This is a genomic window from Thermophilibacter immobilis, from assembly GCF_015277515.1.
GTDB classification, from domain to species: domain Bacteria; phylum Actinomycetota; class Coriobacteriia; order Coriobacteriales; family Atopobiaceae; genus Thermophilibacter; species Thermophilibacter immobilis.
The window spans coordinates 162,177-185,473 of the sequence record NZ_CP063767.1 but is presented as its reverse complement, the minus strand read 5'-3'; the positions used below and the strand labels follow the sequence as shown (position 1 = coordinate 185,473).

At 63.4% G+C, this 23,297-nt stretch carries 24 protein-coding genes and 1 other RNA gene; 1 reads left to right on the top strand and 24 read right to left on the bottom strand.

The window, feature by feature from the left end; all coding sequences use genetic code 11:
- Positions 1–3 precede the first annotated feature (3 nt).
- The 21 genes from INP52_RS00850 to INP52_RS00750 form a co-directional block, all read right to left on the bottom strand.
- Complete coding sequence (locus INP52_RS00850) at positions 4–900, bottom strand: patatin-like phospholipase family protein (protein ID WP_228478355.1); 897 nt, start codon at positions 898–900, stop codon at positions 4–6.
- A gap of 108 nt (positions 901–1,008) precedes the next feature.
- Positions 1,009–1,384: a transfer-messenger RNA gene (gene ssrA / locus INP52_RS00845) on the bottom strand.
- Between the two features lie 68 nt (positions 1,385–1,452).
- Positions 1,453–2,157, bottom strand: a complete 705-nt coding sequence (locus INP52_RS00840; RefSeq protein ID WP_194371573.1) for a YoaK family protein — start codon at positions 2,155–2,157, stop codon at positions 1,453–1,455.
- A 118-nt stretch (positions 2,158–2,275) separates the two neighbouring features.
- Positions 2,276–2,419 (bottom strand): rubredoxin-like domain-containing protein, encoded by a 144-nt coding sequence (locus INP52_RS00835; RefSeq protein ID WP_194371571.1) that lies wholly within the window; start codon positions 2,417–2,419, stop codon positions 2,276–2,278.
- A gap of 86 nt (positions 2,420–2,505) precedes the next feature.
- Positions 2,506–3,012: a flavin reductase family protein gene (locus tag INP52_RS00830; protein WP_194371569.1), complete on the bottom strand. Its 507-nt coding sequence runs from the start codon at positions 3,010–3,012 to the stop codon at positions 2,506–2,508.
- A gap of 52 nt (positions 3,013–3,064) precedes the next feature.
- Positions 3,065–3,538 carry an SsrA-binding protein SmpB gene (gene smpB, locus INP52_RS00825; protein ID WP_194371568.1) on the bottom strand — a complete coding sequence of 158 codons (474 nt, stop codon included), beginning with the start codon at positions 3,536–3,538 and terminating at the stop codon, positions 3,065–3,067.
- Positions 3,525–4,388, bottom strand: coding sequence for a hypothetical protein (locus INP52_RS00820; RefSeq protein WP_194371566.1), 864 nt, complete (start codon positions 4,386–4,388; stop codon positions 3,525–3,527). The genes smpB and INP52_RS00820 overlap by 14 nt, the downstream gene beginning before the upstream one ends.
- A 49-nt stretch (positions 4,389–4,437) precedes the next feature.
- Positions 4,438–6,480, bottom strand: a complete 2,043-nt coding sequence (locus INP52_RS00815; RefSeq protein ID WP_194371565.1) for a ribonuclease R family protein — start codon at positions 6,478–6,480, stop codon at positions 4,438–4,440.
- A gap of 77 nt (positions 6,481–6,557) precedes the next feature.
- Positions 6,558–7,493: a permease-like cell division protein FtsX gene (gene ftsX / locus INP52_RS00810; protein WP_332307364.1), complete on the bottom strand. Its 936-nt coding sequence runs from the start codon at positions 7,491–7,493 to the stop codon at positions 6,558–6,560.
- The gene (gene ftsE, locus INP52_RS00805; RefSeq protein WP_194371564.1) at positions 7,471–8,430 is read right to left on the bottom strand and encodes a cell division ATP-binding protein FtsE; all 960 of its coding nucleotides are present in this window, start codon (positions 8,428–8,430) and stop codon (positions 7,471–7,473) included. Before ftsE ends, ftsX begins: the two co-directional genes overlap by 23 nt.
- A gap of 158 nt (positions 8,431–8,588) precedes the next feature.
- Entirely contained in the window at positions 8,589–9,533 is a 945-nt protein-coding gene (locus INP52_RS00800; RefSeq protein ID WP_194371563.1) for a transketolase family protein, read from the bottom strand.
- Complete coding sequence (locus INP52_RS00795; RefSeq protein ID WP_194371562.1) at positions 9,533–10,357, bottom strand: transketolase; 825 nt, start codon at positions 10,355–10,357, stop codon at positions 9,533–9,535. Before INP52_RS00795 ends, INP52_RS00800 begins: the two co-directional genes overlap by 1 nt.
- Positions 10,358–10,446: 89 nt before the next feature.
- Positions 10,447–11,130, bottom strand: a complete 684-nt coding sequence (locus INP52_RS00790) for a transaldolase family protein (RefSeq protein WP_194371560.1) — start codon at positions 11,128–11,130, stop codon at positions 10,447–10,449.
- Positions 11,131–11,218: 88 nt separating this feature from the next.
- Positions 11,219–11,875, bottom strand: a complete 657-nt coding sequence (locus tag INP52_RS00785; protein WP_194371558.1) for a beta/alpha barrel domain-containing protein — start codon at positions 11,873–11,875, stop codon at positions 11,219–11,221.
- A 69-nt stretch (positions 11,876–11,944) separates the two neighbouring features.
- Positions 11,945–12,841 carry a dihydrodipicolinate synthase family protein gene (locus INP52_RS00780; RefSeq protein ID WP_194371556.1) on the bottom strand — a complete coding sequence of 299 codons (897 nt, stop codon included), beginning with the start codon at positions 12,839–12,841 and terminating at the stop codon, positions 11,945–11,947.
- A gap of 49 nt (positions 12,842–12,890) precedes the next feature.
- The gene (locus INP52_RS00775; protein WP_194371554.1) at positions 12,891–13,499 is read right to left on the bottom strand and encodes an SIS domain-containing protein; all 609 of its coding nucleotides are present in this window, start codon (positions 13,497–13,499) and stop codon (positions 12,891–12,893) included.
- A gap of 58 nt (positions 13,500–13,557) precedes the next feature.
- Entirely contained in the window at positions 13,558–14,232 is a 675-nt protein-coding gene (locus INP52_RS00770) for a hypothetical protein (protein WP_194371552.1), read from the bottom strand.
- A gap of 3 nt (positions 14,233–14,235) precedes the next feature.
- Positions 14,236–15,021, bottom strand: coding sequence for an HpcH/HpaI aldolase family protein (locus tag INP52_RS00765; RefSeq protein WP_194371550.1), 786 nt, complete (start codon positions 15,019–15,021; stop codon positions 14,236–14,238).
- Between the two features lie 106 nt (positions 15,022–15,127).
- Entirely contained in the window at positions 15,128–16,429 is a 1,302-nt protein-coding gene (locus INP52_RS00760; protein ID WP_194371548.1) for a PTS ascorbate transporter subunit IIC, read from the bottom strand.
- A gap of 75 nt (positions 16,430–16,504) precedes the next feature.
- A complete protein-coding gene (locus INP52_RS00755; RefSeq protein WP_194371546.1) occupies positions 16,505–16,804 on the bottom strand; it encodes a PTS sugar transporter subunit IIB in 300 nt (99 codons plus the stop codon).
- Complete coding sequence (locus tag INP52_RS00750) at positions 16,804–17,259, bottom strand: PTS sugar transporter subunit IIA (protein ID WP_194371544.1); 456 nt, start codon at positions 17,257–17,259, stop codon at positions 16,804–16,806. Before INP52_RS00750 ends, INP52_RS00755 begins: the two co-directional genes overlap by 1 nt.
- A gap of 448 nt (positions 17,260–17,707) precedes the next feature.
- Here INP52_RS00750 and INP52_RS00745 point away from each other — a divergent pair, with 448 nt between their 5' ends.
- On the top strand, positions 17,708–18,505 hold the full coding sequence (locus INP52_RS00745) for a DeoR/GlpR family DNA-binding transcription regulator (RefSeq protein ID WP_194371542.1): 798 nt from the start codon (positions 17,708–17,710) through the stop codon (positions 18,503–18,505).
- Here INP52_RS00745 and INP52_RS00740 read toward each other — a convergent pair.
- Genes INP52_RS00740 through secA form a run of 3 tightly spaced genes read right to left on the bottom strand, consistent with a single transcriptional unit; the run spans position 18,502 to position 23,252 of the window.
- Positions 18,502–19,377 carry a YitT family protein gene (locus INP52_RS00740; protein WP_194371540.1) on the bottom strand — a complete coding sequence of 292 codons (876 nt, stop codon included), beginning with the start codon at positions 19,375–19,377 and terminating at the stop codon, positions 18,502–18,504. The genes INP52_RS00745 and INP52_RS00740 overlap by 4 nt on opposite strands.
- The gene (gene prfB / locus INP52_RS00735) at positions 19,374–20,492 is read right to left on the bottom strand and encodes a peptide chain release factor 2 (RefSeq protein WP_194371538.1); all 1,119 of its coding nucleotides are present in this window, start codon (positions 20,490–20,492) and stop codon (positions 19,374–19,376) included. Before prfB ends, INP52_RS00740 begins: the two co-directional genes overlap by 4 nt.
- Entirely contained in the window at positions 20,493–23,252 is a 2,760-nt protein-coding gene (gene secA, locus INP52_RS00730) for a preprotein translocase subunit SecA (protein ID WP_194371536.1), read from the bottom strand.
- Between the last annotated feature and the right edge of the window lie 45 nt (positions 23,253–23,297).

Sequence of the window (23,297 nt, the reverse complement as noted above, 5' to 3'; positions counted from 1 at the left end):
ACATCAGGCGAGAAACGCGTCTATCTCGGCGAGACGCGCCTCGGCCTGACGCCGACCCGACAGATAGAGCGTGAGCAGCGGCTCGCCCTCGTGCTCGTTGGTGCGCACCTCGACGGGCTTCTCGGGAGCAAGCACCAGGCACGTCCCGGAGCGCTCCAGCTCCCAGAGCCGCGCGCGCTGCGCGTTGTAGCGCTGGCCGCGCGTGGAGAGCGCCTCAAGATAGTAGGGGTAACGATCGTAGCGATGCGAGCGAAGGACCAGCGCCTCGGTGCTGGGTCCCTTCTCGTAGGCACGGTCCTGCGTGAGCACCACGAGCGCGCGGGAGGCCGGAACGTGGCCCTCTACCTCGCGAGCGCCGGAAAGCCCCATCGCCACCTCGAATGGGATGGAGTCAGTCGTTCCGCCATCCAGGTAGCGATGGCCCTCAATCTCGACCATGGTTGAGACTCCCGGCAGCGATGCCGAGGCACGGACCTTGATGACGTCCTCGGGAAAGTGGAACAGGGGCAGATAGGCCGCCGTGCCAAAGGTGACGTCGGAAGCGACCACGTAGGCGGGCAACTCGCTCGCATTGAAGGCGTCCGTATCGCAGGGGTCAAGATGATTCTGGACCTTGTCGTACATGAAGTCCGCACCGGCCATGTTGCCCGTCGACGCAAACGACCACAGCGACATGAAGCGTCGGTCGTCGCGGAAGGCCAGCATGTCGCGCATCGTGCGACCAATCTGGCCGGAGCGGAAGTTCGCAGCGCTGATTGCTCCGGCCGAGACGCCCCACATGCTCGAGAAGCCCGTGAGGCCGCGCTCCATGAGCACGTCGAGCACGCCAGCCGTGAACATTCCCCTGAAGCCGCCGCCCTCGAGCACGAGAGCGGGGATGTCGGTCTTCTCGTCTTTCACGGATCCTCCCTGCCGCTGCCTTCTGGGGTATGGTACCGCGGTCTCCGAAGCCGGCCACCCGTCGCACAAAAAACGGTCGCTCTGCATCAGAGCGACCGCGAGTGTACATGGTGGAGGTGCGGAGAATCGAACTCCGGTCCAAAGCAAATCCCTGACAGGTGTCTCCAGGCTCAGTTACCGGTTAGATCTTAGACGACGCGCACCCGGTGACCCGCGCGCGACGTCCCAGCTGGTTCGATCTTGGCGAGCGGCATACCAGCCACGTCCGCTCGTGCATCTCCCTAGGATGACGCCGCCCCGGAGGCGGGAGCAACCTCCGGTTTGACGCGCTGGTTAGTTAGTTAAAACTAAGCAGCGAGAGCCAGCTGAGGCTCAAAAGCGTTGTTGTCGTCAATTCAATTTGACGGTACCCCTGTTTAGCGTGGCGAGGAGACCACGGCCTGCTGCCCATCTCAGACCCACCCTGTCGAAACCAGTCACCCCCATGAGATGGTGCGAGGATGCTGCCACCATGCGATTGTCAAAGTACGGGCCGCTCGCGCGACTGCTGTTCTATTCTACCCGGTTTTCGCCCTCTGCCGCGCGACGCTGTTCGCAACGTCTCTCGCGGTCCACGAACATGAGCGCAAACGCCACCGAGAGCAGAGCCGGGCTCACCAGGATCGTACGCAGGTCCAGGATTGCGAGCAGGACGCTGCCGACCAAGGCCCCCAGCACGAAGCAACCAATCACGAAGTAGTAGACGAGGCCGGCCTCGAGCCGCTCGCGCTCATGGGTGTGCGCATAGGTCACGAGCTCCTGGGTCCCGCTGCGCAGGTTGCCGATGCACATCGTCGTGGCAAAGGCGCGCCCGTGCAGCTTGCGAAACGCCTGGACCTGTATGCCGCACGCCAAGGAGGTGAGACTGTTGGCCAGAAGGTTGTAGTCAGTCGGGACAAAGGCCACGGCCACCAGGATGAGCGCCTCGATCACGAGCACGAGCTGCCTCCAGTGGAGGTGCTCAAGGCGTGCGAGCAGCTTAATGTTGTGCGCCAGGGCAATCCCCGCCGCAAAGCTGGCAACGGGCAGCGCATAGCGCAGGCAGCGCTCCAGGTCCCCCTGGGCAAGGCTCACGCCGAGCAGCAGCATGTTGCCCGTCTGGGCGTTGGCGAAGACCTGGCCGCGTCCCAAGTAGGAATAGGCGTCCATGAGACCGCCCGAAAGGGCGAGAAAAACCGCGAGCTCAAGGGATTCTGACGACTGCCTGGCACGCTTCATGAAACGAGACTTGCCCTTCTTAAGATCAATGATGCCGCACCACCACGGTAGGCATGCGCGATACGAAGAAGGGACGACCTCCCAAGGAGACCGCCCCTCGCAAACGCAAAATCAGCCGTTAGTCCTCGACAAGCTCGAACATGTCAGGGCCGACGCCGCAAACCGGGCACACGAAGTCCTCGGGCAGCTCGGGAGTGTCGACGGTAACCTCATAGCCGCAGACGGTGCAACGGAACGTGTACTGCTTCTTCTCGTCAGCCATAGTTCTTCCTCTCTCGCCCTCTTGAATACCTTGGCAAATGCTATCACAACGGCTGCGCTGTTCGCCGCCGCGGTGGTCGTGCTCGCTTATACCTCCACGTAGGAGGATGCCTTCTCGGGCGTCTTGCCTTTGAGCGTGCCGTGATAGTACGCATAGGTCATCGGAGGCTCGGACGAGAGGTTGCCCGCGTCCGTCATCTCCCCAACGAATACCAGGTGAGTACCTACGTCAAAGGTCTTGACCACGCGACAGGCCACGTAGGAGCAGACGTGCTCGGTGGGATAGAGGTCTCCCGTGGAGGCCGTCGCATGCGCGACGCCATCGAACTTGTCGCACGTCTCTGAGGTCCTAAAGCCAAAGCGTCCCACGAAGGTCATGTCCGCCGTCTCGTCCACGACCGCAAGCGAGAAGTGCCCGGCCTTCTGGATGACGTGCGCCGTGTAGTTCTCCTTGTTGACCGTCACCGAGACCTGAAGAGGCTTTGACGTGAGCTGCAGGCCCGTGTTGATCAGGCAGGCGGAGACGCACTCCCCGTCGTTGGCTGACACGATGTAGAGACCCGACGAGAACTTGAACAGTGCGGTGGCGTCCATACCCTCTCCTCTCCTTTCGAGCGGTCCCCTCAGACACGCCCGAACCGGTGCTCTAGCGGCTCATCTCCTTGATTGCGCGGGCAACCTCTCGGTCGGAGTCGCGGCGCGCCATATCAGCGCGCTTGTCGTAGAGCTTCTTGCCTCGCGCGAGGCCCAGACACAGTTTAACGCGGTTGTGATCGTCGAAGTAGAGCTCGAGCGGCACGAGCGCGAGACCCTTCTGACGCAGTTTGCCGTCGAGGTAGTCAATCTGATGACGATGCATGAGGAGCTTGCGCTTGCGGTCGGGGTCGACGTTCCACACGCCCCCGTTGGAGTACGGGTGGATGTGCACGCCATGCAGCCAGATCTCATGGCCCCTGACCAGGCAGAAGGCGTCAGTGATCTGGCAGGCGCGCTCGCGCAGGCTCCTGACCTCGGTGCCCGTGAGCACGAGGCCCGCTTCGAAGGTCTCGTCGATGAAGTACTCGTGGCGTGCGGAGCGGTTCCGGGCGATGGTCTTTTTCTCGCGCTTAGTGGGCTGCATCGCTACCGTCCTCTTCGCCCTCGTCCTCGTCGGCGTTGATGAGCTCGAGAAGGGCGCGCGCCGCCGGCTCCCCCACCAGGTCCCGCGCGCGCAGCGTGAGGCTGGCGGCAAGCTCGCGCTCGTCGGCATGGGCGGCGTCGCCCGCGCACATGAGCAGGCAGATCGCGATCTCGGCGTTGGCACCGTCAGGGAGCCCCTCGTTGCCAAGAAGCTCCCCGATCTCGGCGTCAGACACGAGGTCGGGGTCGTGATCGGTCCCCGTCGCCTGCTCAAGCGCCGCGTCGAGCGCGGAGTCGGATGCGCCAAGCATCCGCCCGGCATGCAGGGCAGCCGCAGCAGCGCGCGGCTTCTCGGAGGTCTCAAACCATCCTGCGAAGTTCGCGAAGGCGCGCGCGAGGTGGCGCACGTCGCTCGCGCGCTCGAAGACGCTATAGGTGAGCGCGAGATACTCCTGCATGTTCCCGTTCACGCGAAAGAGGTCGGCGAGGTTGAGCCGGGAGCCGCAGTCCATGGGGTTCCAGCGGACGGCGCACTTGAGCGCCTCGACGGCCTCGCCGTAGTCGCCCACCTGCACGCTGGCGAGCGCGAGGTCCCCATAGAGACGGTCGAGCGGCTCTCCCACATCGCGCAGCTCGCGCGGGTCGTTCTCCACGCGTCGATATGCGAGGCGCTCAAAGATCGCGGGGAAGCTGAACCACTGCACCTCGTCGGTCGTGGGGCAGTTCTTGTCCACGTACTCCTCGACGTCCTCCGCCAGACGGGCGAGAAGCTCCACGGCGGCGTCGGGCTGCCCCTGGACCATGAGCCCCTCGGCGCGGTCGAGCTCGTCCGTCAATCCTGTCTGCTCCATCTGCCCTCCCTGCGGCCGGAACTTCCCGAGCCTCTTATCTGTCCTCTCATTATTGCTCAGGGCGCGGTGTCGGTCGAGCGCTCAGCGCAAAGTCAATCTGCCCTCGCGCCTTGTTCGTGCCCGCGACCTCCACCACGACGCGACGGCCCAGGCCCCAGACCTCGCCCGTCTCCTCGCCGGTGAGGGTCATGCGCTCCTCATCATAGGAAAACCACTCGGTCCCCAGAGCCCGGACGGGGAGAAGCCCCTCGGCCCTGGACTCGTCGAGCGTCACGAAGAGCCCGTAGCGCTCGCAGCCGCTGACCCGTCCCGCAAATCCCTGTCTCACCTGAGTCGAGAAGAGCTCGGCCATCTTGATCTTCTGCGAGGCGCGCGCCGCGGCGTCGGCGGCACGCTCGCGCTCGGAGCACGTGCCGCAGAGCTGGGGAAGCGCGGCCGCCTGAACCCGCATCGCGTGCCCCTCGAGCTTGCCGGAGATGAGCGCCTTGAGCGCGCGGTGCACGAGCATGTCGGGATAGCGACGAATCGGGGAGGTGAAGTGGCAGTAGGCCGAGGCCCCGAGCGCATAGTGCCCCTCGTTGACGGGAAGGTAGACGGCGCGCCTCTGGGCACGCAGGAGCAGGGCGCTCGCGAGGTAGGCCCCCTCGGTGCCACGCGCGCGCGCAAGCACGTCCTGAATCGCAAAGGGGTCACCCGCGAGCAGGCCCGATGCGGCGTCGCCCTCAAGCAGTCCCAGCTCGCGTAGGGGCAGAGCGCAGGCGCGCAGGTCCTCGGGAAGGGGACGCTCATGGACGCGGTAGGCGGCCGGGGCCTCGGCGTCCGCGAGCATGCGAGCCACGCACTCGTTGGCCACGAGCATGGCCTCCTCGACGAGGCCCGTCCCCCGCGTGCGACGACGCACCGAGACGCCCGTTGGAACGCCCTTGGCATCGAGCGTTACACGGGACTCCACGGTGTCGAAGTCCAGGGCCCCTCGCCTGCGGCGCACCTGCTCACGCAGGTCCCGCACCTCGTCCAGGATAGAAAGCATCTCGGCCACCTCGTGGGCGCAGGAGCCCTCGCAGGGCAGGTCGCCCTCTGACACATGCCCCTCAAGCAAGGCGTCGACAGTATCGTAGTCAAGGCGCGCCGACGAGCAGATCACCGAGGCCACAACGTGGGATCGCTCGACTTCACCCAATGAGCCCAGGCGCATAAGGACGCTCATGGCCAGGCGATCGGATTCGGGGACGAGCGAGCACACGTCATTGCAAAGCCTCTCGGGAAGCATGGGAACCACGCGGTCCACCAGGTAGGCCGAGCAGGTCCTTCTCTTGGCCTCGTTGTCGATCGGTGAGTCCGCCTCCACGTAGCGGGAGACGTCCGCGATGTGGACGCCCACCTCGAAGCCTCCCCGAGGCAGGCGACGCGCGCTCACGGCGTCGTCAAAGTCGCGCGCGTCGGCGGGGTCAACGGTCACGCAGAGAAGATCGCGCAGGTCACGACGACGCGGGTCTGAGGCCAGAGCCTCGCCGGGGCACACCTCGATCCCCTCGGCCTGGTCGAGCGCGGAGGCGGGAAAGTCCCCCGCGAGGCCAAAGGAGGCCATCACGGCCTCGACGTCAAGGTCAAGCTCGTCAGAGGAGCCCACTCGGCGCTCCAGGGTCACCACGGCCGCGCTTTGCCTCGTGGGGTACTCCGTGATCCGCGCGACCACGACGTCGTCCTCCCCCGCCCCAAGGCGCTGCGGGCTCGCGTCCTCGGGAACTACGAAGAAGTCGTGCCCCAGGCGTGCGTCGAGCGGGGTGACGGCGCCGAGAGGCCCTGCGTGGGAGAATCGGCCCAGGAAGGTGCTCGTGGCCCGCTTCACGACGGAGCGGACCACGGCACGCGGGGAACCCCGACCCTCCACGAGCACGATCTGGACCACGTCTGCGTTCATGGCCTCGCGCTGGCCACGGTGTGCCAGGTCGAAGCTGCCCTCGGGCGTCTCGACGTGCCCCACCCCCGCGCGCGTGAGCACGAGTGTTCCCTCGAGCGTCTGACGCTGGGCGGGCGCGCGGCGCCCTGAGCCGCGACGACGGTTTCCATGGTGCGGCTTCTTGCGCGCCACGAGATCTCCTCCCTTCGCAAACGGGGGCGGTGCACCCTCGCGCACCGCCCCCGCTGCCTGTACGCTAGGTGCGCGAACTATACCTTCAGATAGCGCCTCATGGCGATTGCCGAACCAAAGAAGCCGATGAGGACGCCCAGCAAGAGCAAAAGGCCAAAGGTGGCATACAGGGTCATGCTGGAGACGTCAAATGCCAGAAACGCCATGCTGCTGGAGAGCGCGGGCAGAAGTGCGTTCACGCCCACAAAGAGAACGACGATTGCGAGCAGGGCGCCGATGACGGCCTCGAGCGTGCCCTCCATGATGAACGGACCCCGGATGAACCCGTTGGAGGCGCCCACCAGGCGCATGATGCCAATCTCGCGACGACGCGCCGTGATGGCCAGGCGAATCGTGTTGTTGATGAACACAAAGGCCACGAAGGTCAGCAGGGCCACGAGCACGATTGCCCCGATGCGCAGGTAGTTGGTCACGCTGAAGAGCTTCTCGACCGTCTCTTGACCGTATTTGACGTCACCGGCGGGGTTGTCGGACTGGTCGCAGATCTTCTGGAACGTGCTGCTCTGGGCGATTTTCTGGGCTGTGGACTCCACCTGCTGGGGGTCGGTCAGCTTGATCACAAGAGAGGCGGGCAGCGGGTTCTCGCTGTCCAGGGCGGCCAGGGCGTCCGAGGCATTGCGATTGGACATCGAGGTCTGATAGTCCTCGAGCGCCTCGTCCTTGGACTTGTAGGTCACGGACTCCACGTTGTCCCAGCTGGCGATATCCTCCTGGAAGGAGTTGACCGTCGCCTGGTCGGCATCATCGGAGAGAAATGCCTGGATAGTGACGCGATCCTCCACGCTGCCGACCATGTTGTTGATCATGGCCGACGCAATCACGAACAGCCCGATGATGAAGAGCGAGAGGAAGATGGTGACGACGGCGCCGAGCACCGTTGTCCAGTTGCGGCGAAAGTGATGGCCGCACTCGCGCAGCGAGTAGCCAAAGTTAGAGGGCACCATAGTAGCCATAGCCTCCCTTCTCCTGGTCACGCACCACGCGACCAGCCTCGAGCGCGATGACGCGCTTGCGCATGGAGTCGACCATCTCGCGGTCGTGCGTGGCCATGACGACGGTTGTGCCGGCACGGTTGATGCGGTCGAGCAGCTTCATGATGCCCAGCGAGATGGCCGGATCCAGGTTGCCCGTAGGCTCGTCGCAGACCAGAAGCGGCGGGCGGTTGACCATGGCGCGCGCGACGGAGACGCGCTGCTGCTCGCCGCCCGAGAGCTGGTCGGGAAAGTGCTCCATGCGCTCGCCCAGGCCCACGAGCCTGAGCACCTCGGGAACCTGGGCCTTAATGATGGAGCGAGGCTTGCCGATGCACTCAAGGGCGAAGGCAACGTTCTCGTAGACCGTCTTGTCGGGCAGGAGCTTAAAGTCCTGGTAGACGGTGCCAATCTGGCGTCGCAGATACGGGACCTTCTTGTTCTTCATCTTGGTGAGGTCCTGGCCGGCCACCATGACCTGACCGGAGGTAGCGCGCAGCTCGCGCGTGACCAGACGGAGCAGAGACGACTTGCCCGAGCCCGAGTGCCCGACGATAAAGACGAACTCGCCCGGGTAGATGTCCAGGCCCACCTCATCGAGGGCAGGCTTGTTGGGCTGGGCCGGATAGATAAGGGTTACGTTCCTGAATGATACGGTGGGGGTGCCGGTACGCGAAACAGCCGGTCCGTCCTCGTCCGCAAGGGGCGCGAACACACTGGTAAAGCCCGGCTGCTCGGCAGGATCTGCCGGCTCGGCAGCGGTGACGACATGGACCTCCTCGAGAGGGTCGCTCTGCGAGGCGCTCGAGTCGTTGGAATCGGCGATCTCTGCCTGCGGAGCCGCTTCGGGCACTACAGCCTCGGGCTGTTCGGCGCCGTCCGACCCCTGTTGCTCAGCGCTGCGAAAGTGACTGGCCACAGAAGCTCCTTTTCCTTAGCTCACAATGAATAAATACCTGCTTCAGTCTAAGCAAAGAGCCTTGGTTTCACCAAACTCCTCTCATTTTGCGCCCATAAAGCAGAACCTCCCCACACGCATTGCGGGGGAGGTTCAGGTTCGTCTATGCGTCCGGGCGCCTAGCGGCCGAGAAAGTCCTCGACCTCGCGGGCGACGCCCTCGGCGTCGAGGCCGAACTCGTGGAGCAGGTCGACGGCGGGACCGGAGTGGCCGAAGACGTCGTGCACGCCGATCCTGCGCACGGGCGTCGGGAGGCGCTCGGACAGGGCCTCGCACACCGCGCCGCCCAGGCCCCCTATGACGGAGTGCTCCTCGCAGGTCACGACCCGACCGGTCTTCTCGGCGCTCGCCACGATGGCGTCGACGTCGAGCGGCTTGATGGTATGGATGTCGAGGACCTCGGCGGAGATGCCCTTCGCTTCGAGCGCCTCGGCGGCCCCGAGGGCGGCCTGAACCATGAGCCCCGTGGCGATGAGCGTGACGTCGGAGCCCCCGCGCTGGGTGAAGGCCTTGCCCATGTGGAACTCGTAGTCGGGCCGGTCGTTGACCACGGGCACTGCGAGCCGGCCAAGCCTCAGGTAGACGGGCCCGTCAGTCTCATAGGCGGCCCGCACGGCAGCGCGCGCCTCCACGTCGTCGCACGGGCAGATGACCGTCATGCCCGGGATCGTACGCATGAGGGCGATGTCCTCGTTGCACTGGTGGGTGGCGCCGTCCTCGCCAACCGAAATGCCAGCGTGGGTGGCGCCGATCTTGACGTTGAGGTGCGGGTAGCCGATGGAGTTTCTGACCTGCTCGAAGGCGCGGCCGGCGGCGAACATGGCGAAGGTGCTCGCAAAGGCCACGTGGCCCGCGGCGGCGACGCCGGCGGCCATGCCCATCATGTTGGCCTCGGCGATGCCCGCGTCGAAGAAGCGGTCGGGGTAGGCGTCCCTGAACTTGCCGGTCTGGGTGGCCGCCGCGAGGTCCGCGTCGAAGACCACGAAGTCGTCGTGCTCCGCGCCCAACGCGACGAGGGCCTCGCCGTAGCTCTGCCGGGTGGCTATCTTCTTCACGCCGTCCATTACTGGGCCTCCTTGTCGAGCTCGGCCATGGCCTGGGCGTACTGCTTGTCATTGGGTGCCTTGCCGTGCCAGCCCACCTGGTTTTCCATGAAGGAGACTCCCCTGCCCTTGACGGTCTCGGCCACGATGCACGTGGGCGCGCCCTTCGTAGCGCGGGCCTTCGTCAGGGCCGCACGGATTTGGGACATGTCATGTCCGTCCGCGAGCTCCACCACGTGGAACTTGAAGGCGCGGAACTTTTCGGCCAGGGGCATCGCCGAGTTGACCTCCTCGATCGTGCCGTCGATCTGCAGGCCGTTGTGGTCCACGATCAGGCAGAGGTTGTCGAGCTTCTGGTTGCCGGCGAACATGGAGGCCTCCCAGACCTGGCCCTCCTCGCACTCGCCGTCGCCGAGCATCGCGTAGACGCGATGGTCCTCTCCCCAGTGCTTGGCCGCAAGCGCCATGCCCACGGCCGCCGAGACCCCCTGGCCAAGAGACCCCGTGGTCATGTCCACGCCGGGGGTGTCGCGCATGTTGGGGTGGCCCTGGAGGTGGCTGCCTATGTGGCGCAGACCCTCGAGGTCGGAGGCGGGGAAGAACCCACGCGCGGCGAGCGTCGCGTACAGGCCGGGAGCGCAATGACCCTTGGACAGGACGAAGCGGTCGCGGTCGGGCCAGCCGGGCCTGTCCGGGTCGATGTTCATTTCCTCGAAGTACAGATAGGTCAACATGTCGGCCGCGCCGAGCGACCCGCCGGGGTGCCCGGACTTGGCTGCGTGCACCGCAGTCACGATCCCCTTGCGGACCTCGTTGGCGACCCTCTCGAGCTCCTCGTCGCGCATGGGCTGTCTCCTTTTTTGCTTTTATCTCTTACGTCTTTTGTCCCGCCCCTCTCCCCGCAACGGGGAAGAGCGCAAGATGCTGGCCGGCGCTACTGCGCCGCCACGACCTTGACCCAGTCGGCGTCGAAGGAGGCCATGCCCTGGTCGGTCAGGGGGTGGCGCACGCACCTCCTGAGCGCGGCGAGGGGCACGGTGGCGATGTCGGCGCCCAGGAGGGCCGCCTGCGTCACGTGGCTGGGCGTGCGAACGGAGGCGGTGATGACCTCCACCCGGCCGTCCACGTTCCTGCCCCCCCAGTCGTAGTTGCCGATGCAGGCGACCACGTCGGCGAGCCGGTCGACGCCGTCCTCGCCGACGTCGTCGAAGCGGCCCACGAACGGGCTCACGTAGCGGGCGCCGGCGCTGGCGGCCAGGAGCGCCTGCGGGGCCGAGAAGACGAGCGTCACGTTGACGCGCACGCCCTCGGAGGCCAGCCGGTGGGTCGCCGCCAGGCCGGCCTCGCAGACGGGGAGCTTGACCACGATGTTGGGGGCCAGGGCCGACAGCCTGCGGCCGTCGGCGACCATGCCCTCGACGTCCTTGGCCTGGGACTCCGCCGAGACGGGCAGCCCCTCGCAGAGCTGGGCGATCTTGACCATGTGGGCCTCGAAGTCGTCGAGCCTGCCGCCCGTGCGGGCGTACAGCGACGGGTTGGTGGTGACGCCGTCCAGGCACCCCCACGAGAGGGCCTCCCGGATCTCGCCGAGGTCCGCGGTGTCGATGAAGAACTTCATGGTGCCCCTTCCCTACAAGCTGCCAGACATCTCTACGATACACATCCGAGGTTCCCGCTGCCTTCATAAGACCGTAAACGGCGGCATTTCATCGAGCAGCAGAGGATGCTCCCGCGCGAGTTTCATCGATGATTCTTCTGACCTGCGCCGCGTTGGCGGCGATCTCCTCGGAGGTACCCTTGGTGAGAAGGCTCCCCATGCCGCAGCAGTCGACGCCCGCACCGATCCAGATACTGAGGTTCTCCAGGCTGATGCCACCGGAGGCCATGAGGGGCATCCAGGGCGTCGGGGTCTTGAAAAGGCTCACGAGGGACGGACCGTACACGTTGGAGATGGGGAAGCACTTGATGTAGGCGGCACCGAGGGCGAGCGCATGGTTGGCCTCTGTCGTTGTGGTGCAGCCGGGCGCGTACGGAATCTGGTAGAGGTTGCAGATGCGCGCCACCTCATCCGAGAGGCAGTTGGCCACGATGAACTGAGCTCCGCTCAGGATGGCAAGGCGCGCCGTTGTGGCCTCCATGACCGTTCCGGCGCCCACGAGCATATCATCGCCAAAGCGCTCCTTGATGCCTGCGATCACCTCGCCGGCGTTGGGCAGGGTGTAGCTGACCTCCATAGCGCGGACGCCACCTTTGACCAGCCCCTCGGCAATCTCGCACCCCCTCTCGATGGTGGGGACGCGCACCACGGCAAATGCGGCTGTGTCGTAGAGCGCCTGGGTAATCTCGGCCTTCTGAAGAATCATGAGAGCTGTCTCCTTTTTTTCTCAGTACAAGAACGCCCCCTATACGGAGGCGTTCGGATTCACGCAGTCTTAGTGGTGAGCGATGCGGTAATGGTCGAGCATCGCACGTATTTTATCGTCCACTCCCGCAGCGACCTCGGCGACGGGGAAGCGAGCAGGGCCCACGGGATATCCGGCAAGCTCAAGGGCGCGCTTGAGGGTCTGGGGCGTGGACCCCAGGTGCAGCACGTCGCGGATCGGCTCGACCTCGGCCTGCAGGCGCTCAGCCTCCCGTTCGCTGCCCGACTCAAGAGCATTCCAAAGATCTGCCACGACTTTCGTAATGAGGTTCGCGGTGCCGGCAACGGCACCCGATGCTCCGAGCGCATGTGCCTCCGAGATCTTGCCATCGGAACCCACCAGAACGTCAACGTCCGTGCCCCTCACCGCGTCAAGATAGCCCTTGAAGTTATCCATATTGCCGGAGGAGTCCTTGACGCCCCTCACGTTGTCGACCTGGGCAACCTCGCGGACGACCTCGGGCGAGACATTCATGCCCGTGGCCTTGGGGATGTTATAGAGCATAACGGGGACCTTCACGCTTTCGGCCACCGTGATGAAGTACCCCTTGAGCTGGTCATCGGAGATGCCCAGGAAGTAGGGGTTTATGACGGAGAGCGCGTCGGCCCCTATGGCCTCGGCACGCTTGGACAGCTCGACGGCCTCGTGGGTCGAGCACGCGCCGGTGCCCACGTAGACGGGCACGCGGCCAGCGACCTTCTCGATCACAAACTGGGAGAACGAGATCTTCTCGTCGGGGGTGCAAACGTGGAATTCACCGTTGGACCCAAAGGTGAAGATGCCGCTGGCCCCCTCGGAGATGAGCTTCTCGACCAGGAGCTCCGCAGCCTCGTAGCTAATGGTCTGGGTGTCATCCCGCGTGAAGGGGGTGACCATGGGGACGATGACGCCCTGGAACTTGGACATGCGTGGATTCCTTCTCTTCTCTGGAGTGTGTGATAGCGTGGTGGACGAGCTACTTGGCGTCGCGAATGGAGGCGCCGAGGGCCCCGCCCGGGTGCCACTTGACGTACTGCTTGGGATCGAGGCCGAACTCGTTCTGAAGCAGGATGGAGAGACACTGGAGCTCGATGATCTCGGCCAGGATGGAGGCACGCGGAGGTTTGTTCATGGAGTCGCCCTCCTGCGCGACGCCCGCGATGAGCGCCACGTCACCCTGCCGGGCAAGCCAGCTCTGGGGGTTGCCCGTGAGGGCGATGATCTTGGCACCGTTGCCCTTGAGGCAGCTGACCGTGGCCTTGAGCTCTGCGGTCTCTCCTGAGTTGGAGATCGCGATCACCACGTCGCCCGGACGGACCTGCCCTGCCGAGCCGTGCACGCACTCGGTGCCGTGCAGCTCATAGGTCGGCGTGCCGGTGGACGAGAAGAGCGACGCGGCGTAGCCCGAGACGTGCCCTGGCTTGCCAATGCCCGTCACGTGCAGACGTCCACCCGCTTTCTCGGCAGCAAGGATAAGTTCCTTGGCCGCGCTCAGGGCGTCAAAGTCGATGCCGGACACGTACTCGTCAAGAGACTTCTTGGCGATATCCAAAAACTCGGTGACTTGCTCTTTGTCGGTTGCCATGGTGATGCTCCTTTGTTCGCTGGCCCCTCGTGGGGACTCGAAATACTGCACTCGTGCCCTATACGCGCGCGCTCACGCGATGCTCGCGCATGATCTGCGCCACCTGGTGAGAGAGCTCGTCGAGCGTGTCCGCCTTAAACGGTCGATTGATGTCAACGAGCTGGTAGCCTGATGGATGCGTGACCCACGCGCCCGAGAGCAGCAGGCGCATGGCCCTGCCCTGGCGGATGAGCCGATAGTTCTTTATGTCCTTGTAGGGGATGACGAGGGCCTTCTTGGGGTCTGCCCTCTCGTAGACGAAGATGTGGCGCTCGCCGAAGTCGATGACGTTGGTGTGCGAGAAAAGCCGGTTGAAGCGCTTCCCCATGGCCCTCGACACAAACCAGGCGACGGTGAGAAAAACGATGACCAGCAGCAGAAAGACCACATTACCGGTCAGGTTGGCCGCGCCCCAAAAAACAAGGGTGGCGACAAGCGCAAAAAGCACCGCGAGGAGCAGACCCGCGCCCTGCACGACGAGCCGCGTGCGGTCCTCCTCGACGGCAAGGACGATCTTGTCGTCGGGTCGCTCGAGCGGCTCCTTCTTCTTCCCCCCGACGCCCAGCATGTCGCCGAGGACGTTCTCTGATACCTTCTTGGCAGTTCCCGCAGCCCCGAGGCGCTCCTCCGTCTGCTCAACGGCAGTAGACGCGTCTTTCTTGGTCGCGCTCGCGACCTTTTTCTTCTTTGCCATGTGCTACCTCGCGTGTGGCCGACCCTGCGCCTGGGCGCGCAGTCGGTCGTAGTCTGACGCGGCAGCGGAGAGGGCGGCGCGTAGGATGTGCGCATCAAGGGCAGAGACCATGAGATTGATGTCCGGGGCGTAGCGGGCGATGAGTTCGTTTCCGCCAATGATGCCAAAGCCCTTGTGCGCGGCCTTGCAGGCATCACTGACGCGATCGATGAGCCGAAGCTCCTCGTCGCATCCGACCTCATCCGGGCGTCCCATTGAGATTGCCAGGTCGCAGGGACCAATAATGGCGGCATCGATGCCGTCCACCGCAAGGATCTCCTCGACGCTCTCAACGCCCGCGACGGTTTCTATCTGGACAATTGCCAACGTCTGCGCGTTGGCGTGCTTCATGTTGAGCGCATGGCCTCCCGAGGGGCCGTATCCCGTATGGGCACCGCCCGAGTAGCTTCGACGCCCGAGGGGCGGATACTTGGCCCACGATGCCAGCTGTCGCGCCTGCCCGATCGTCTCGATCATGGGGACCATGACGCCCGTCGCTCCTCGGTCGAGAAGCCGCGAGACGTCGGCGCGGGCAAGCTGCGGCGCGCGTACGATCGAGGGAAGGCCCACGGCGTTTCCCAGCATCATGAGAGAGCTCAGGCGCGCGTCGTCCACGTCTCCGTGCTCGTTGTCGAACAGCAGGAAGTCGATGCCGGCGTTACGTGCCATCATCACGACGGGTGCGGAGTCAATCACCTGCACGAGCAGGCCACCGAGATGGGCGTCGGCAATGCGAGCGGCTTCGAGCATGGGTGTCTCCTTTCACTTTACGAGGCGAGGGCGCCCGTGGGCTTCCACGAGCGCCCTCGGCCAAAGACCTTAGAGCTGAGTAGGCAGAGCGTTCCCAGGCTGGGAACTATGCAAAGATGTGACCAATCCCGTAGATGATCGAGCCGATGATGTTGTAGTCGACGTTCGGGAAGGAGGCCTCGGCGATGCCGAGGTTGGCGAAGGCCGGATAGAGCACGAGCGGGCCTGCGCACAGGAAGATGCCCACGATGAAGGAGCCAAGAAAAGCTCCACGCCATCCGCCGTAGGCGTAGCCGCACACGCCGCAGGTGCCGCCCGAGAAGAAGCAGATGCCGGCAGCCGGGATCATGATGGTCTCGGAGTGGAGGGCAACCATGAAGGCCATGGCCACGAGGCCACCCAGGAAGGAGCCAATGAAGCCAATGATGACGGCGTTCGGCGCAAACGGGAAGATGGCCGGGCAGTCAACGGCAGGGCGAGCGTCGGGGATGAGCTTCTCGGAGATGCCCACGAACGCGGCAGTGATCTCGGCGATGAACTGGCGAACGCCGTAGATCAGGACAGACATGCCTGCAGCGAACTTGAGGCCTGCGAGGAAGGGCCAAATCCACCACACGTCGTTTCCGAAGTAGCTGGTAAAGGCCTTGCCGGAGGCAAGCTCGGTGTCAAACTGGCCCGTGACGAAGCAGGCGATAGTCACGATGTAGAAGAGCACGATCATGAACAGGGCCACCGAGAAGACGAAGTCCTTGAAGAGCTTGAAGAACTCGGGAAGCTCCTTCTCCTCCTTGCCCTCATCGGCGTCGTTCTTCTTGGCGAAGAGCTTGCCCACGTATCCGGAGAAGGCGTAGCCGATGCAGTTGAAGTGGCCAAGGGCGATGCTGTCGTTGCCCACGAGCTTGTTCACGAACGGCTGGCAGAGCGTGGGCAGAGAGGCTCCACAGAAGCCCAGGATAATGCCACCGAGAATGACCGTCACAAAGGTCGGAGCACCGAGTGCGATAAAGACGAGCGCTAGGACGCAAGCAAAATACAGGAAGTGCTGACCCGTCAGGAAGACGGCCTTGAAGGGCGTCACCTTGGCGAACACGAGGTTCATGACGAAGCCGAGTACCATGACGAGCGCGACCTCGGTACCATAGGTGTTCAGGGCGAGCGCCGTGGCGACCTCGACCTGGGTCACAACGCCATGGACGCTAAACGCCCTGGTGAACATGTCAGAGAAGATGGTAATCTGCGCCGACATGGCATCAGATCCGATGTTGAAGATCATGAAGCCGATGATGGTCTTCACCGTACCGGAGAAGACATCGACGGCCGACTTCTTCTGCAGCAGGAGGCCGACAAGGGCAATGACGCCCATGATGACGGCCGTATCCCTAATCTGCATGAGGAGGGCATCAAGCATACGTTTTCCTTCCAAGAGTACCAATAGTTTCGTTTGACCTACTCAGTCAGAGGCAAGGCAAAAAACGCGAGAGGGCTATGCGGCATGCTCGGCGAGCCACGCAGTGAGCTTCTCCTTGATCTCCTTCTTGTCGACGATATTGGTGATACCGATGGCGGAGGGAACGCGGGGGTCGGCGCTGAGCTCATTGGTTAGGTCGGACATGGTGATAACAAGGTCACCGGTAAAGCCGATAAGTGAGTCGAGGTTACCGTGCTCGGTCTCGATGGGGAGCTTCTCCTCATTGATGACCTGGTCACACTTGATCTTGAGCATCATAGACGAGCCCATTCCGGCGCGGCAGCAAACTAGTGCCTGGTACTTTTTCTGAGACATTACGATCTCCCTTCCTTTGTGTGGACAAGGTCCACGACGTCCTGTGGCGTTCTGGCGTTTTCCAGCTGGGCAAAAAAGTCCGGATCGCTCAAGAGCTCAACGAGGGACTGTAGGGCGCTCAGATGGCTGTCGTTATCTTTGGCACTCAGAGGAAACAGGAACTTGACGGGGTCGTTATCGGCGCTGCCAAACTCGACGGGGTCCCTAAGCGTGACAATCCCCACGGCAGACTCAAGCGCGCCGCTTTCGGGACGCGCGTGCGGAAGGGCCACGTGCTCCGTGATGACGATGTAGGGCCCAAGATCGAGGACGCCCTTGATAATGTCGTCGACGTAGCCCGGGGTGACCTTACCGTTTTCCACCAACGGCTGGGCAGACTTTCTGATAGCGTCTTGCCAGTCGGTGGCCTCGACATTAAGCCGAACGAGGCTCTTGTCGAGAAGATCACTCAGCATGCGTACTCACCTCAACTTCCCATGCGTGGTTCACCAGGAGCGATTCTTTGTCGCTCGGCTGCTGAATTTTCCAAATCCAACGTTCGTAAGTGTGTCACTAAATGAACGCCATGGCAACGATTTTTTCACATTAACTTCTTCATTTTTTCAGAAGTTCTGTCAGTGGTCCTTTTTCATCCCTAAAAGGTATATCATTTAATTTACTTTATAAATCTAGTTTTGAGTGTTTAACATCTATATACTATTCATTATTATGAGATTTATACTGTTTATGAATGCTCTATACGAAAAAGTAGGCCTAAGTATTTTTATTTACTTTTTATTCTATTTATATGAGCTTTTATCTTATATTTTATAATTGGTTATGGTTGATTTTTTGGATAGCATTCGTATAATGCTCTGTAACCATCCAGCTTCATCAAGCCACGTATTTTTCAGGGAGCTGTCCATGAAGAGGAGCAAGGCCTTCGTTGCCTCGCGTCGGGATGCCATTATCGCTCTGCTCGAGAGCCAGGGCCAGGTGAGCGTCTCGGATCTCGCCGAGCATTTTGAGGTGTCGGCCCTTACCATCCGCCGTGACCTCGACTACCTCGAGACGCGCCAGGTGGTCTCGCGCCAGTATGGGACTGCCACGCTCCTGAACCCCCTTGGTCGACCCTCCGGCTCGCGCCAGATTCGCGCCAATCGAGCCATCGCCCACGAGGCCGCCCAGCACGTCGAGGACGGGGACTGCATCTTTCTCAACGCAAGCTCGACCGCCCTGGGCATCATCGACTTCATCACGGCGCAAGACGTCACCGTCATCACCAACAATGGCAAGGCGCTGCTTCTTGATGAGTGCCCCAACCTTGCCATCCTGCTCACGGGCGGCGAGATTCGCCCACCGCGCGCCTCCATGACCGGCGAGATTGCCCTTGCCTACATAAAGCGCGTCACGGCAACCAAGTGCTTCCTCGGCCTCACCGGTCTGTCGGCGAACTACGGGCTCACCTCGGCCACAGCCCCGGAGCCCGCCATCAACGCGCTCATGCTCGAGCGCTCCAAGCTGCACGTCATCGTCGCCGACTCCTCCAAGATTGGACTCACCTCGAGCTTCCAGTTTGGCTCGACCGACGAGGTTGACCTGCTCATCACGGACACAGGGGCAACGGACGCACAGGTCTCCACGCTCAAGAATTACGGACTAGGCGAGGTCATACGCGTCGATCCCACGCTCGAGACAGACAGCGGCAGCAGCGGGCGCTAGCCCTCGATCTGCTTGAATCCCTCGCCAAAGACCTCGTGGACCTCAGAGATAATCACGATGGCCTCAGGGTCGCATGCGGCGACGATCTTTTTGAGGCGCGTACTCTCCGAGCGCCCCAGCACGCAGAAAAGAACCGGTCGGGAGCTGCCACTCCAGACGCCACGCGCCTGAAGCTCGGTACAGCCCCGGTTGAGGGTGTAGAGGATCGCGTTGGCGATCTTGTCGTGCTCGACCGAGATGATGTAGGCGGCACGCTCGGTGCGCGGACCGTCCACCACGGCGTCAATGACCTTGCCGCAGATGAACATCGCCACGGCTGCATAGAGCGCCTGCTCAACCGAGAAGACCGTAGCCGAGAAGGCGATTATGATACCGTCCACGATAATGACGGCCGTACCCATGGGCATGCCAAATCTGCGCACGATGACCTGCGCGATGATGTCGGTCCCTCCGGTGTTTCCCCCCGTGCGAAACACGAGACCCAGTCCCACTCCCGTGATGACGCCACCCCATAGGGCGCACAGGAGCAGGTCGCGCTCACCCGTGAGCACAGGAACAATCGGGGCAAGAACGTCGGTCAACACGCCGCAGGCAATGATGCCGCCCAGGGTCCGCGCAATGTATCCCCTATCACCCGAGCGAATGACCACCGTCATAAGCAAAGCGTTCATGACGATGGTCTGCAGGCCCACGGGAAGGTAGAACCCCGCAGTACCGGCCATGGCATGAAAGACCGTAGCCAGACCCGTCACGCCGCCAGCGGCAAGGCCATTGGGAATCTCGAAGCTGTCCACACCCACGGCAAAGATGAGGGAGCCGACCACGATGAGGGTCGCATCACGAGCGATCGCGCGCCACCGGGAGCCGCTCACGAGGAGGACTCCCCACCACCCGCCGCCCAGCGGTGATAGCCCACGATGAACTTGTCCAGGTCACCATCGGACAGGACGGACTCGACGTTGCCGGTCTCCACACCCGTACGCAGGTCCTTCACGAGCTGATAGGGGTAGAGCACGTAGCTTCTGATCTGGTTGCCAAAGCCAATCGCGCGCTTGGGCCCTCTCAGCTCGTCGAGCTCCGCCTCGCGCCTGGCCATCTCCAACTCGTAGAGACGACTGCGCAGAATCTGCAGGGCAGCAGCCTTGTTCTGGAGCTGGCTGCGCTCGTTCTGGCAGGTCACGACCGTGTTCGTGGGAAGGTGGGTGATGCGCACGGCCGAATCGGTCGTGTTCACCCCCTGACCGCCGGGGCCCGATGCATGGTACACGTCGATGCGCAGGTCGGAAGGATCGATGTCCACTTCGACGTCCTCGGGGACCACGGGGAGGACCTCAACGCCGGCAAAGGTCGTCTGCCGGCGCTTCTTGTCGTCCGTGGGAGAGATGCGCACAAGACGATGAACGCCCTGTTCGGCACGGAGCATCCCATAGGCGTTCTTACCGCTCACGGTAAACGTGGCACGGTCGAGTCCGATAACCTCCGCGACCGGGGCGTCGTTGACCGTGACCTTCCAGCCGCGCCGATCACAGTAGCGCAGGTACATGTGGAAGAGCATCTCGCACCAGTCCTGGGCCTCGAGACCGCCCTGTCCCGGCGTCACCGTGACGATGGCGTCTCCGTGGTCGAAGTCACCCGAAAACCAGCTCGAGAGCTCGAGCTCGGAGAGGTCGTGCTCGAGTGACGCACAGAGCTCGGCCGCCTCCCCGAGAAGGTCCTCGTCGTCCATCTCCTCACCCAGCTCAAAGGCGGCGCGGGCGTCTCCCAGCTTGGCCCGGGCCGACTCCATGCCTGAGACGTCATCGCGCGCGCTCGAGAGGCGCGCCATGGTGGCGCGGGCGGCATCGGCGTCGTCCCAGAAGCCAGCCGCGGCGCCCCTCTTCTCCAGGTCCGCGATCTCACCTCGGCGCGCGTCAAGGTGCAGGTAGCCCTCTACCTCGTCGAGCCGCTGCGCAAGGGCATCAAGGGTCGCTTTTGCAACGTCAGCCATCTACCGGTTCCTGCCATGACAGTTCTTGAACTTCTTGCCGCTCCCACAGGGACAGGGGTCGTTGCGACCCACGCCCACGTAGGGATCGGGGTCGTCGGCCTTGCGATAGGTGCGCGGCTTCGCAGCTCCGGGGTTGGCACCCTGGGGACCGGCGGGATCCTGGAGAGTCGAGGGGGCGGGCGCACGACGCGCGCCTTGGTCCCCGTCGACCTCCGACGGTCCCGAGTACTGGGCGCCGTGCAGCTCGTCAGGCTCCTCCTCGCTCGGGGTGGCGCGGGGGCGCATCACGACCTCGAGGCGCAGGATCGTGCGCAGGAAGTCCTCGTACATCGTGCTCACGAGCTCGGTGAAGGCGGAGTAGGCCTCGCTCTTGTACTCCACCAGGGGGTCGCGCTGGCCAAAGCCGCGCAGGCCGATGCCCGTCTTGAGGTAGTCCATCTCCTGGAGGTACGCCATCCAGCGCGTGTCGATCACACGGAGCATGACCTGAGCGGAGAGGGCGTGCATGGGATCTTCGCCGATGCGCTCGGCCTTCTCGGCAAAGCAGCGGTCCACGTAGTCGTCGACGAGGGCGGCCACGTCGTCGGGCTCAGGGTCGACATCGGGGTCGATCGTGGGAACGTCCTTGCGACCCGTGAGCTCCATGAGCCACTTTGAGAGGCCGCGCGCGTCCCACGTCTCGTCATGGTCCTGTGGCGCAAAGCCACTCACCTCACGCTGGACCGTCTCGAGGGCAACCTCGTCGATGTGCTCCATCAGGTCCTTGCCATCAAGAATCTTGTTGCGCTCCTCGTAGATGACCTGGCGCTGAGTGTTCATGACGTTGTCGTAGTCAAGGACGTTCTTGCGCATCGAGAAGTTGACTTCCTCGACCTTGCGTTGAGCACTCTCGACGGCCTTGCTGACCATCTTCGCCTGAATGGGCATGTCGTCCGGCATCTCGTAGCGCTCCATCATGGCCGAGATGCGGTCCATGCGGTCGCCGCCGAACAGGCGCATGAGGTCATCTTCGAGGGAGAGGTAGAACTGCGTCTCGCCGGGGTCCCCCTGGCGGCCGGAACGACCGCGCAGCTGGTTGTCGATGCGTCGGCTCTCGTGGCGCTCGGTGCCAATGACGCACAGGCCACCGGCCTTGATGACGTTGTCATGCTCCCGCTTGCACGTCCTCTTTGCCTCTTCGAGGGCGGCGTCGTGCTGCTCCTCGGTCGCCTCCTCGGGCTCCACGCCCTGTGCGCGGAGAAGGTCGAGCGCGATGAGGTCAGGGCTGCCGCCCAAAAGGATGTCCGTGCCGCGGCCGGCCATGTTCGTGGCAATCGTGACTGCGCCCTCGCGTCCCGCCTGGGCAACGATCTGCGCCTCGCGCTCGTGGAACTTGGCGTTGAGGACGTTGTGCTTGATGCCGCGCTTGTCGAGGATGCGTGAGAGGCGCTCGGAGTTCTCGATGGAGACAGTACCCACCAGACATGGCTGACCCGTTGCGTGACGCTCGGCAACGTCATCGGCGACGGCCTGGAACTTGCACTCGATCGTGCGATAGACAAGGTCCTCGTGGTCGATGCGGACGATGGGCCGGTTGGGCGGAATGACCTCGACGGGAACGTGATAGACCTCGCGGAACTCCGCGTCCTCGGTCATGGCGGTGCCCGTCATGCCGGCGAGCTTGTCATACATGAGGAAGTAGTTCTGCAGCGTAATCGTGGCGAGCGTCTGGTTCTCCTCGCGGACGATCACGCCCTCCTTGGCCTCGATCGCCTGGTGCAGGCCCTCGGAGTAGCGCCTGCCCTCCATGATGCGGCCCGTGAACTCGTCGACAATCTTGACCTCGCCGTCCGTGACCACGTACTGCTGGTCGCGGTGGAACATGTACTCGGCCTTGAGGGCCTGCTGAAGATGGTTCACGAGCTGACCGGAGGCGTCGGAGTAGAGGTCTTCGATGCCCAGGGCGCACTCGATCTTCTTAAGGCCCTCGTCGGTCGTGGCGATCGTGTGCTTGGCCTCGTCCATCTCGAAGTCGACTTCAGACGTGAGACCGCGCACGGCGCGTGCGAAGTCCTTGTAAGTGGTCGCGGACTTGGTGCCGGCACCCGAGATGATGAGCGGCGTACGGGCCTCGTCGATGAGGATCGAGTCTGCCTCGTCAACGATGGCGTAATGGTGACCACGCTGCACGCGCATGTTGGAGCGCGTGACCATGTTGTCGCGCAGATAGTCAAAGCCGAACTCGGAGTTCGTGCCGTAGGTAACGTCCGCCTCGTAGGCAGGCTTCTTGAGATTGAGCCGCATGCCGTTCTGGAGCAGGCCGACCTTCATACCCAGGTAGCGATAGATTCGCCCCATCCACTCGCTGTCTCGCTTGGCCAGGTAGTCGTTCACCGTAACAATGTGGACGCCTTCGCCGGGAATGGCGTTGAGGTAGCCTGCGAGCGTCGAGACGAGCGTCTTGCCCTCGCCGGTCTTCATCTCGGCAACCGTCCCGCGATGCAGGGCGATGCCACCGATAATCTGCACGTCAAAGTGGCGGAGCCCCAACGTGCGACGCGAGGCCTCGCGCACGGCCGCGAACGCCTCGGGCAGAAGCTCGTCGAGCGTCTCGCCTTGGGCATAGCGCTCGCGGAAGGCGGTGGTGCAACCCCGGAGCTCCTTCTCGCTCATGGCCTCGAAGCTTGGTTCGAGGTCGTTTACCTGCGCCGTAATATGCTCAAACTCCTTGAGCTCCCTGTCAGATCCCATAGAGAGCAGCTTGGAGAGAAAGTTTGCCATGTGACACCCTCTGCAATCGGAAGGCGGTACCCCGCCGGGACACTC

What these genes read in the sequence shown, in the direction of transcription:
- INP52_RS00840 (WP_194371573.1), bottom strand. Translation starts at nt 2,157, where the DNA reads ATGAAGCGTGCCAGGCAGTCGTCAGAATCCCTTGAGCTCGCGGTTTTT.
- INP52_RS00835 (WP_194371571.1), bottom strand. Translation starts at nt 2,419, where the DNA reads ATGGCTGACGAGAAGAAGCAGTACACGTTCCGTTGCACCGTCTGCGGC.
- INP52_RS00830 (WP_194371569.1), bottom strand. Translation starts at nt 3,012, where the DNA reads ATGGACGCCACCGCACTGTTCAAGTTCTCGTCGGGTCTCTACATCGTG.
- smpB (WP_194371568.1), bottom strand. Translation starts at nt 3,538, where the DNA reads ATGCAGCCCACTAAGCGCGAGAAAAAGACCATCGCCCGGAACCGCTCC.
- INP52_RS00820 (WP_194371566.1), bottom strand. Translation starts at nt 4,388, where the DNA reads ATGGAGCAGACAGGATTGACGGACGAGCTCGACCGCGCCGAGGGGCTC.
- ftsX (WP_332307364.1), bottom strand. Translation starts at nt 7,493, where the DNA reads ATGGCTACTATGGTGCCCTCTAACTTTGGCTACTCGCTGCGCGAGTGC.
- INP52_RS00800 (WP_194371563.1), bottom strand. Translation starts at nt 9,533, where the DNA reads ATGGACGGCGTGAAGAAGATAGCCACCCGGCAGAGCTACGGCGAGGCC.
- INP52_RS00795 (WP_194371562.1), bottom strand. Translation starts at nt 10,357, where the DNA reads ATGCGCGACGAGGAGCTCGAGAGGGTCGCCAACGAGGTCCGCAAGGGG.
- INP52_RS00790 (WP_194371560.1), bottom strand. Translation starts at nt 11,130, where the DNA reads ATGAAGTTCTTCATCGACACCGCGGACCTCGGCGAGATCCGGGAGGCC.
- INP52_RS00785 (WP_194371558.1), bottom strand. Translation starts at nt 11,875, where the DNA reads ATGATTCTTCAGAAGGCCGAGATTACCCAGGCGCTCTACGACACAGCC.
- INP52_RS00780 (WP_194371556.1), bottom strand. Translation starts at nt 12,841, where the DNA reads ATGTCCAAGTTCCAGGGCGTCATCGTCCCCATGGTCACCCCCTTCACG.
- INP52_RS00775 (WP_194371554.1), bottom strand. Translation starts at nt 13,499, where the DNA reads ATGGCAACCGACAAAGAGCAAGTCACCGAGTTTTTGGATATCGCCAAG.
- INP52_RS00770 (WP_194371552.1), bottom strand. Translation starts at nt 14,232, where the DNA reads ATGGCAAAGAAGAAAAAGGTCGCGAGCGCGACCAAGAAAGACGCGTCT.
- INP52_RS00765 (WP_194371550.1), bottom strand. Translation starts at nt 15,021, where the DNA reads ATGCTCGAAGCCGCTCGCATTGCCGACGCCCATCTCGGTGGCCTGCTC.
- INP52_RS00760 (WP_194371548.1), bottom strand. Translation starts at nt 16,429, where the DNA reads ATGCTTGATGCCCTCCTCATGCAGATTAGGGATACGGCCGTCATCATG.
- INP52_RS00755 (WP_194371546.1), bottom strand. Translation starts at nt 16,804, where the DNA reads ATGTCTCAGAAAAAGTACCAGGCACTAGTTTGCTGCCGCGCCGGAATG.
- INP52_RS00750 (WP_194371544.1), bottom strand. Translation starts at nt 17,259, where the DNA reads ATGCTGAGTGATCTTCTCGACAAGAGCCTCGTTCGGCTTAATGTCGAG.
- INP52_RS00745 (WP_194371542.1), top strand. Translation starts at nt 17,708, where the DNA reads ATGAAGAGGAGCAAGGCCTTCGTTGCCTCGCGTCGGGATGCCATTATC.
- prfB (WP_194371538.1), bottom strand. Translation starts at nt 20,492, where the DNA reads ATGGCTGACGTTGCAAAAGCGACCCTTGATGCCCTTGCGCAGCGGCTC.
- secA (WP_194371536.1), bottom strand. Translation starts at nt 23,252, where the DNA reads ATGGCAAACTTTCTCTCCAAGCTGCTCTCTATGGGATCTGACAGGGAG.